Raw genomic sequence first — 7,245 nt, forward strand, 5'->3', positions numbered from 1 at the left:
GCATGCCCTGGGGGAGGGCTTCACCTGGGAGACCCAGGACCGCGATCGCGACCGGATGCTGGTGCAGCGGGCCTGGGAACGCTCACTCACCTATCTCGCCGACGCCAACCGCAAACTTGTGGTGCTCGATGAGGTGAACGTGGCCCTCAAGCTGGGCTACCTGGGCATCGAACAGGTGCTGGAGGGCCTGGACCTGCGGCCGGAACTCACCCACGTCGCCCTGACCGGCCGGGGGGCGCCGGCGCCCCTATTGGAGCGGGCAGACCTGGTAACAGAGATGAAGATGGTGCGCCATCCCTTCCGGGAACAGGGAGTTAAGGCCCAGCGGGGGATTGAATTTTAGGCCTGCTCAGCCGGGGGTTGACTCCAGGTCTGCCTGCAGATTGGCCATGGCGTTGACCATCACGGTCAAACCGCTGATCAACACTGCGTGATGCACCTCCGGCTGCCGCCAGATGGCCGGATCCTGGCTGGCCCGCTCCAAGGCCGAGAGGGTCAACCGGGCCATCACGCTGGAGGGCCTGGGCTCGCTGGAATCAGGCTGGCCCATAACCAATTTCAATCATGGGGTTATCGAAGCGGTTGCCATGCCGCTGCGCAAGGCCGTTGCTACGGTGCTGCAAATAGGTGGGGTAGATGGGTTACAAGCGCGTGCTCCTCAAGCTCAGCGGCGAGGCGCTGATGGGTGAGCAGGGCTATGGGATCGATCCGGAAATCGTTCAAGCCATTGCCAAAGACGTGGCTGCATGCGTTGCCGAAGGCATCCAGCTGGCGATTGTGGTCGGCGGCGGCAACATCTTTCGCGGCCTGAAGGGATCGGCAGCTGGGATGGATCGCGCCACCGCCGACTATGTCGGCATGCTCGCGACGGTGATGAATGCCATCACCCTGCAGGACGGCCTGGAGCGATCCGGTGTGCCCACCCGGGTGCAGAGCGCCATCTCGATGCAGGCGGTGGCCGAGCCCTACATCCGCCGCCGGGCAATTCGCCACATGGAAAAGGGCCGGGTGGTGATCTTCGCCGCCGGCACAGGCAATCCCTTTTTCACCACAGACACCACCGCCGCCCTGCGGGCGGCTGAAATCGGTGCCGATGTGGTGTTCAAGGCCACCAAGGTGGACGGCGTCTACGACAAGGACCCCAACAAGCACGCCGACGCGGTGCGCTTCGAGAGCCTCTCCTTCCTGGAGGTACTCAGCTCCGAGCTGGAGGTAATGGACAGCACGGCCATTGCCCTCTGCAAAGACAACGCCATTCCGATCGTGGTATTTGATCTCTTCGGATCAGGCAACATCGGCCGGGCAGTGGCCGGCCAACCAATTGGCACTCGCATTCACCCCTGAACCCCGCCATGGATTTGGACGACAGCATGCGCAAGTCGCTGGAAGCGACCCAGCGCACCTTCAACACCATCCGCACGGGCCGGGCCAACCCTTCCCTGCTCGACAAGATCTCGGTTGAGTATTACGGAGCCGAGACTCCCCTGAAATCGCTGGCGACCCTCTCCACCCCCGATTCCCAGACGATCCAGATCCAGCCTTTTGATGCCGGCTCGATGGGGTTGATCGAGAAGGCCATCTCCATGAGTGATCTGGGCCTCACCTGCAACAACGACGGCAAGGTGATTCGGATCAATATCCCCCCCCTAACCGAAGCCCGCCGCAAGGACCTCTGCAAATTGGCGGCCAAGTATGCCGAGGAGGGCAAGGTGGGCCTGCGCAACGTGCGTCGCGAGGCCATAGACAGGATCAAGAAACAGGAAAAGGAAGGTGACCTCTCGGAGGATCAGAGCCGCGACGAACAGGAAAAGGTGCAGAAGCTCACCGATAAGTACATCGCCCAACTCGAGAAACACCTGGGCGAAAAGGAAGCTGACATCCTCAAGGTGTGACCATCCCTGCGGCCGGCACTGCTGAGGTCGTCGCTGAGGTCGTCGTCGTCGGCGCTGGAGCGGCCGGAGCAGCCAGCGCTTACCACCTGGCACGGCTTGGCCATGCCGTGCTGCTCCTCGATCAGGCCAGCTGCTTCCCGCGCCCGAAACCCTGCGGTGGGGGCATGGCGGCCTCCATGCAGTCCCTGTTCCCCTTCGACCTGAGCCCGGTTGTGGATGCGGTGATCAACCAGGTGCGCTTCACCTGGTGCCTGGAAGACTCCGTCACCGCCGAGCTACCTGGCGATGCGCCCTTCTGGATCGTCCGCCGATCCGTGCTCGATGCCTTTCTGGTGGAGCATGCCCGCTCCGCTGGGGCCCGCTTTGAGCCAGGCGTGGCCGTGCAGAGCCTGCAGCGCCAGGGCGATCGCTGGCAGCTGCGGGCCCTGGGGCCAGGGGGGCAGGCCCTGGAGTTCCAGGCCCAGGCCGTGGTGATCGCCGACGGCTCTGGTTCCCAGCTGGCAGCCCGCCATGGCCTGGGGCCTGCCAGGCCACACTTTGCCGAGACGATGGCGGTGGAAGTTGACGCTGAGGTGGCCGAGCCAGGCACCGCACATTTTGAATTCGGCCTGGTGCACCATGGCTTCTGTTGGGCCTTCCCGCGCCACGGGGGCTTCAGTATCGGTGTGGGCACCTTCATCGGCCGTGATCCCGCCGATGCGAATCAGGTGCTCTCCAAGCTGCTGCCAAGCCTGGGCTTGGCAGCCGATGCGGGCGAGCGCCGGGCAGGCAAACTGCGCATCTGGGATGGCCATTACCCCCTCCATGGCCGGGGCGAGAACACCGGCCTGGTGGCGGTTGGCGATGCCGCTTCCCTCTGTGATCCCTTCCTGGCCGAGGGGGTTCGGCCCGCCCTGATCAGTGGCTGCCGGGCCGCAGAAGCGATCGACGCCTGGCTCGCCGGAGATGGCACGGCCCTAGCCGGCTATTCCAGTTACATGCGAGCCGAATGGGGGGAGTCGATGGCCTGGGGCAAGCGAATTGCCCAGCTTTTTTATCGCGTGCCCCGCGTGGGTTATCAGCTCGGGGTCAAACGGCCCACTGCGCCGCAGCGCATCGCCCAGATCCTCTCAGGAGAAATGGGCTACGGGGACATTGCCCAGCGGGTGATCCGACGGTTGCTGTTTCAGGGCTAGGGGGGCAAAGCCCGCTGCTGCCGCTCAGATCCTGGTGCAATCCTTGAGTTGACGCAGGCGCTGATCAATGGAGCCGAGTAACTCGATGGCAAACATCGGCGACTCTTGCACCGCAAACAGAAACTTCTCCCGGTTCATCACCAGCAGCTTGCAGGGAGTCAGCGCCCTGGCGTTGCCGTAGCGGCGATGCTCGCTGGTGACCAGGGCACCAGCGCCGAATACGTCGCCGGCATCGATCTGCTCATGCCCCTGGTCGCCGTTCCAGCTGAGTTCGACGCAGCCCTCAAGCAGGCCGAACATGCAATCGCCGGATTCACCCGAGGCAAAGATCAACTCGCCTGGGTTCACCTGGAGCACCTCACCCTTACTGGCGAGGGCACGCATGGTGTCGAGGGCATTCACTGGGCGTCTTCTCTGAGTCGTGGTGGCGCCACTTTGGCCGAGGCTGGTCATGGCTGGTTCTGGGCAGCACCGGCGCCCACCAGGGCGGCGTCCCCCTCCAGCTGGCCTTCCAGCTGGCCAAGCCTATGGGCCAGCTGGGTTTCGAGGCTTTCAATCGCCTTGCAGAAGCCCCGGATCCCCTCATCTAGCTTTTCGGTGGCCATCGGATCTGCTGCCAGCATCTGGCGGAAATTGGCCTCATCGAGATGGATCTGGGCCTCCGTGGGGGCCGGATCAAAGGCATTGAGTTTCCGCTCCAGTTCAGCGTCGGTCTGGCGCAACTGGTCCAGCAGGGCCGGCGAGATGGTGAGCAGGTCACAGCCCGCCAGCTCGATGATCTCCTCGACGTTGCGGAAGCTGGCCCCCATCACCTCGGTCTTGTAGCCGTAGGTCTTGAAGTAGTTGAAGATCTGGGTCACCGAGACCACGCCCGGATCCTCGGGCCCGGGGTAGCTGGCCCGGCCGCTGCTCTTTTTGTACCAGTCCAGGATGCGCCCCACAAACGGGGAGATCAGGGTGACCCCGGCCTCAGCACAGGCCACCGCCTGGGCGAAGCCGAACAGCAGGGTCAAGTTGCAGTGGATGCCCTCCCGCTCCAGCTGGGCAGCGGCACAAATCCCCTCCCAGGTGGAGGCCACCTTGATCAGCACCCTGTCGTTGCTGATACCCGCCTGGTTATAGAGACCGATGAGCTTGCGGGCCTTGGTGATCGTGGCCTGGGTATCGAAGCTGAGCCTTGCATCCACTTCGGTTGAAACCCGGCCCGGCACGATCTTGAGAATCTCCTTGCCAAAGGTGACGCAGATCTCATCGAGAGCTTCGCAGACCACCTCCTCGGCCGAGGCCCCGGAACCCATGGCCTGGCGGGACTCCTGCAGGGAGCGATCGATCAGGTTTTGGTAGGTGGGAATCTGGGTGGCGGCCAGGATCAAGGAGGGGTTGGTGGTGGCGTCGCGGGGGGTGAATTGCTTGATCGCGTCAATGTCGCCGGTGTCGGCCACCACCACGGTCATGGCGGCGAGTTGATCGAGCAGGTTGGCCATGGACGGGAGCTGGGTGGAGAGATCCGGCCATCTAGCCAGACTTGACCCACGCTAGCCAGGGTGGCGGGACCCACCCACAGGAGCTGGCGATCCTTGAGGGAACGGCAACAGGAATCAGGCTTTGGGCGCCGTTTTCTGAACCTCCCGGGGTCGGGATGGGGGGATGCGCTCGAGCACCAGCAGGGCATCGATGATCTGGCGGGCCACGGGCGCAGCCACGGTGGAGCCGAAGGTATTTCCCCCCTTGGGTTCATCCACCACCACCAGCACCACATAGCGGGGGTCATCGATGGGCAGATGGCCCACAAAACTGGTGATCAGCGCACCCGGGATATAAACACCCCGCTCAGCCTTCTGGGCGGTGCCGGTCTTGCCGCCGATGCGGTAGCCGGGAATCTTCATGCCCAGGCCGCTGCTTTTCTCCACCACCGACTCCATCCAATTCATGACGGTGCGAGTTACCGCCGGGTCCAGCATGGGCAGGCCTTCCCTGCTGGGGCCAGTCGCCAGGCCATCGCCAGAGCGCAGGCCGCGGGTGATGTGGGGACTCACCAGCCGGCCACCGTTGGCCAGCATGGCGTGCAGCTGGAGCAGCTTGAGCGGGGTCAGGGAGAAGCCTTGGCCGAAGGCGGCCACTGCCGGCTCGATCGCCGAGCTGGTGAAGTCACCGCGGCTCTTGAGCTCACCGGCCACGGCCCCGGGTAGGTCGGTGTCTGGGGTTTGGTCAATGCCCAGGTTGTTGAGCCAATGCCAGAAGCGAGCCGGCTTCATCTGGCCCATGGCCAACACCATGCCCACGTTGCTGGACACCTCGAGCACGGTGGGGAAATCAATCAGACCGTTGGCCCGCTTGTCGTGGTTAAAAATTGGCCAGCCACCGATCTGCAAGCTGCCGCCGTCGGAGACGCGGCCGCTTGCCTCGATGGCCTTTTCCTGCAGGGCCAGGGCCAGGTTGATTGGCTTGAAGGTCGAACCGGGCTCGTAGAGATCCTGAACCGACCACTCGCGAAACAGCCCCGGGTTGTACTTCCAGTATTGGTTGGGGTCGTAGGTGGGGGTTGAGACCAGCGCCAGCATTTCGCCGTTGCGCACATCCATCACCATGGCGGCGCCGCGCTTGGCATTCCAATGCTTCACCTGCTTGACCAGGGCCTGCTGGGCCACCTGCTGCAGGCGGGCATCGAGGGTGAGCTGGAGGCGCAGGTCGTCGCCGTAGAGGGAACCTGCAGTAAGGCCAGCTGGCAGGGGCGTGCCATCGGCACCACGGCGCATCTGCAGGGGGGTTTCGTTGCGCTTCAGCTCCCCGTCGCGGCTCTGCTCCAGCCCTGCCTGGGGCACCCGCTCCAGGTTGAGGAAGCCAACAACGTTGGCAAAGAGTTGGCCCTGGGGGTAGATGCGATGGGGATAGGGATCCAGGTCTAGGCCGCTGATGCCGAGTTGGCGAATCCTGCCTGCGGTTTCCGGATCGAGCTCGGAGAGGAGCTTCACCCCGGTTTGGCGGCCGGCCATGGCCTCGAGCAACCCCGATTTGGGCAGGGCGAGCTCGGCTGCGAGCTTGGTTGCCACGTCATCGGCGCTGCGAACCTTCTGGGGGTCATCGCCAGGGAAGTTGAAGTAGCGGGGATGGGCCCAGAGGCTGAAACGCTGTTCGTCCAGGGCTACCAAACGGCCATTGCGATCGACGATCGTGCGTCGCTTACCGATCGGCTGGGTGGTTTGGGTCTGGATGGCGTGGGCCCTGGCCTGGAGGTTGGCCCCATCCACCACCTGCAACCAGGCGAGGCGGCCGGCCAGAGCGACCAGCCCGGCGCAGAGCACTCCGTAGACCGCCAGCAGCCGGATGACAGGGACCGGCTGGATCGCGACAACCTTTTGGCGGGAATTGCTGCGACCACGGCTGGGTCCAGGGCGGCGACTGGCCGTCATCAGTAACCCGGACGAATCTGGCTCAAGGTACCCATGCCGATCTGAAGACTGCCCAACAGCTCTGTGGCATTGGCAGGCCTGGGGGTGTGGGGTGCGGCAAGGTAGATGAGCTTCTCGCTGCTGGTGGGCACCAGCAAACCTGGTTTTTTCAGGGCACCCAGGTGGTGCTGCTCCAATATTGCCGCTGATTCCTGCATTCTGTGGGCCAGCATCTGGGAGGCCTCCAGCTGCTGATAGCTCTCGCCCCAACGGTTCTGCCAGTGAAGTGTGAGACCACTCATGGCCAGCATGCAGATGCCCAGCCCCAGGAGGGTGCCATCGGTAGCCCGATGGAGATTGGCCATCCAGGGGGCCCGCCGGTCGAGCTTACGACCTGAGAGCGAACCCTTAACCAGCTCGAGGGTTCCGCCTTGGAGACCAGCTCTGCCGGAAGCCTGCCGGGGCAATAGGGAGGCAACCAAGAGAACGGACCAAACTCCCCGGGATTGAACCACCCAGAGCAGCTGTAGGCAAGGGCAAGACGCTGCTCAGCCAGCCAGCAGGAGCAGGTTGGCAAAGGTGAGCCCGTTCCAGAGGCCATGCATCAACACGCTGGCCGCTAGCCGGCCACTCTGGAGTCGCAGCCAGCCCAGGCCCAGGCCCAGCACGAACAGCGGTGGCAACTCCCCCAGGCTCAGGTGGGCAATCCCAAACACAAGGGCGCTGATCAGCACCGCCGCGAAACCGCCCCAGCGCTCGGCCAGCACCGGCAGCAGCACTCCACGAAAC

9 protein-coding genes and 1 pseudogene are annotated in these 7,245 nt (G+C 64.1%); 4 read left to right on the forward strand and 6 right to left on the reverse strand.

Annotation, left to right across the window (positions count from 1 at the left end):
* Positions 1–343 (forward strand): cob(I)yrinic acid a,c-diamide adenosyltransferase (locus KBZ15_RS14955; RefSeq protein ID WP_255015996.1); only part of this gene is annotated, 343 nt, incomplete at its 5' end.
* Between the two features lie 6 nt (positions 344–349).
* On the opposite strand, the gene KBZ15_RS14960 is transcribed toward KBZ15_RS14955, so the two are convergent.
* Positions 350–508 (reverse strand): hypothetical protein, encoded by a 159-nt coding sequence (locus KBZ15_RS14960; protein ID WP_315859903.1) that lies wholly within the window; start codon positions 506–508, stop codon positions 350–352.
* Between the two features lie 128 nt (positions 509–636).
* Here KBZ15_RS14960 and pyrH point away from each other — a divergent pair, with 128 nt between their 5' ends.
* From pyrH to KBZ15_RS14975, 3 genes are read left to right on the forward strand one after another with little or no spacing between them, the layout of a single operon-like run.
* Positions 637–1,344 (forward strand): UMP kinase, encoded by a 708-nt coding sequence (gene pyrH, locus KBZ15_RS14965; RefSeq protein WP_255015998.1) that lies wholly within the window; start codon positions 637–639, stop codon positions 1,342–1,344.
* Between the two features lie 8 nt (positions 1,345–1,352).
* Positions 1,353–1,892: a ribosome recycling factor gene (frr, locus tag KBZ15_RS14970; protein WP_255015999.1), complete on the forward strand. Its 540-nt coding sequence runs from the start codon at positions 1,353–1,355 to the stop codon at positions 1,890–1,892.
* The gene (locus KBZ15_RS14975; RefSeq protein WP_255016000.1) at positions 1,889–3,067 is read left to right on the forward strand and encodes an NAD(P)/FAD-dependent oxidoreductase; all 1,179 of its coding nucleotides are present in this window, start codon (positions 1,889–1,891) and stop codon (positions 3,065–3,067) included. Before frr ends, KBZ15_RS14975 begins: the two co-directional genes overlap by 4 nt.
* A 24-nt stretch (positions 3,068–3,091) precedes the next feature.
* Here the strand turns inward: KBZ15_RS14975 and KBZ15_RS14980 are convergent, their stop codons facing one another.
* The 5 genes and pseudogenes from KBZ15_RS14980 to KBZ15_RS15000 form a co-directional block, all read right to left on the reverse strand.
* Positions 3,092–3,469: a Crp/Fnr family transcriptional regulator gene (locus KBZ15_RS14980; protein WP_197150024.1), complete on the reverse strand. Its 378-nt coding sequence runs from the start codon at positions 3,467–3,469 to the stop codon at positions 3,092–3,094.
* Between the two features lie 104 nt (positions 3,470–3,573).
* A pseudogene (locus tag KBZ15_RS14985) lies at positions 3,574–4,551 on the reverse strand (transaldolase); the annotation flags it as partial.
* Between the two features lie 114 nt (positions 4,552–4,665).
* Complete coding sequence (locus KBZ15_RS14990; protein WP_255016001.1) at positions 4,666–6,477, reverse strand: penicillin-binding protein 2; 1,812 nt, start codon at positions 6,475–6,477, stop codon at positions 4,666–4,668.
* On the reverse strand, positions 6,477–6,938 hold the full coding sequence (locus KBZ15_RS14995; protein WP_255016002.1) for a hypothetical protein: 462 nt from the start codon (positions 6,936–6,938) through the stop codon (positions 6,477–6,479). The genes KBZ15_RS14990 and KBZ15_RS14995 overlap by 1 nt, the downstream gene beginning before the upstream one ends.
* A 66-nt stretch (positions 6,939–7,004) precedes the next feature.
* On the reverse strand, positions 7,005–7,245 hold a 241-nt coding region (locus KBZ15_RS15000; RefSeq protein ID WP_255016003.1), incomplete at its 5' end, for a CPBP family intramembrane glutamic endopeptidase.

The organism is Cyanobium sp. BA20m-p-22 (assembly GCF_024346275.1).
In the GTDB taxonomy this organism is placed as follows: Bacteria; Cyanobacteriota; Cyanobacteriia; order PCC-6307; family Cyanobiaceae; genus Cyanobium_A.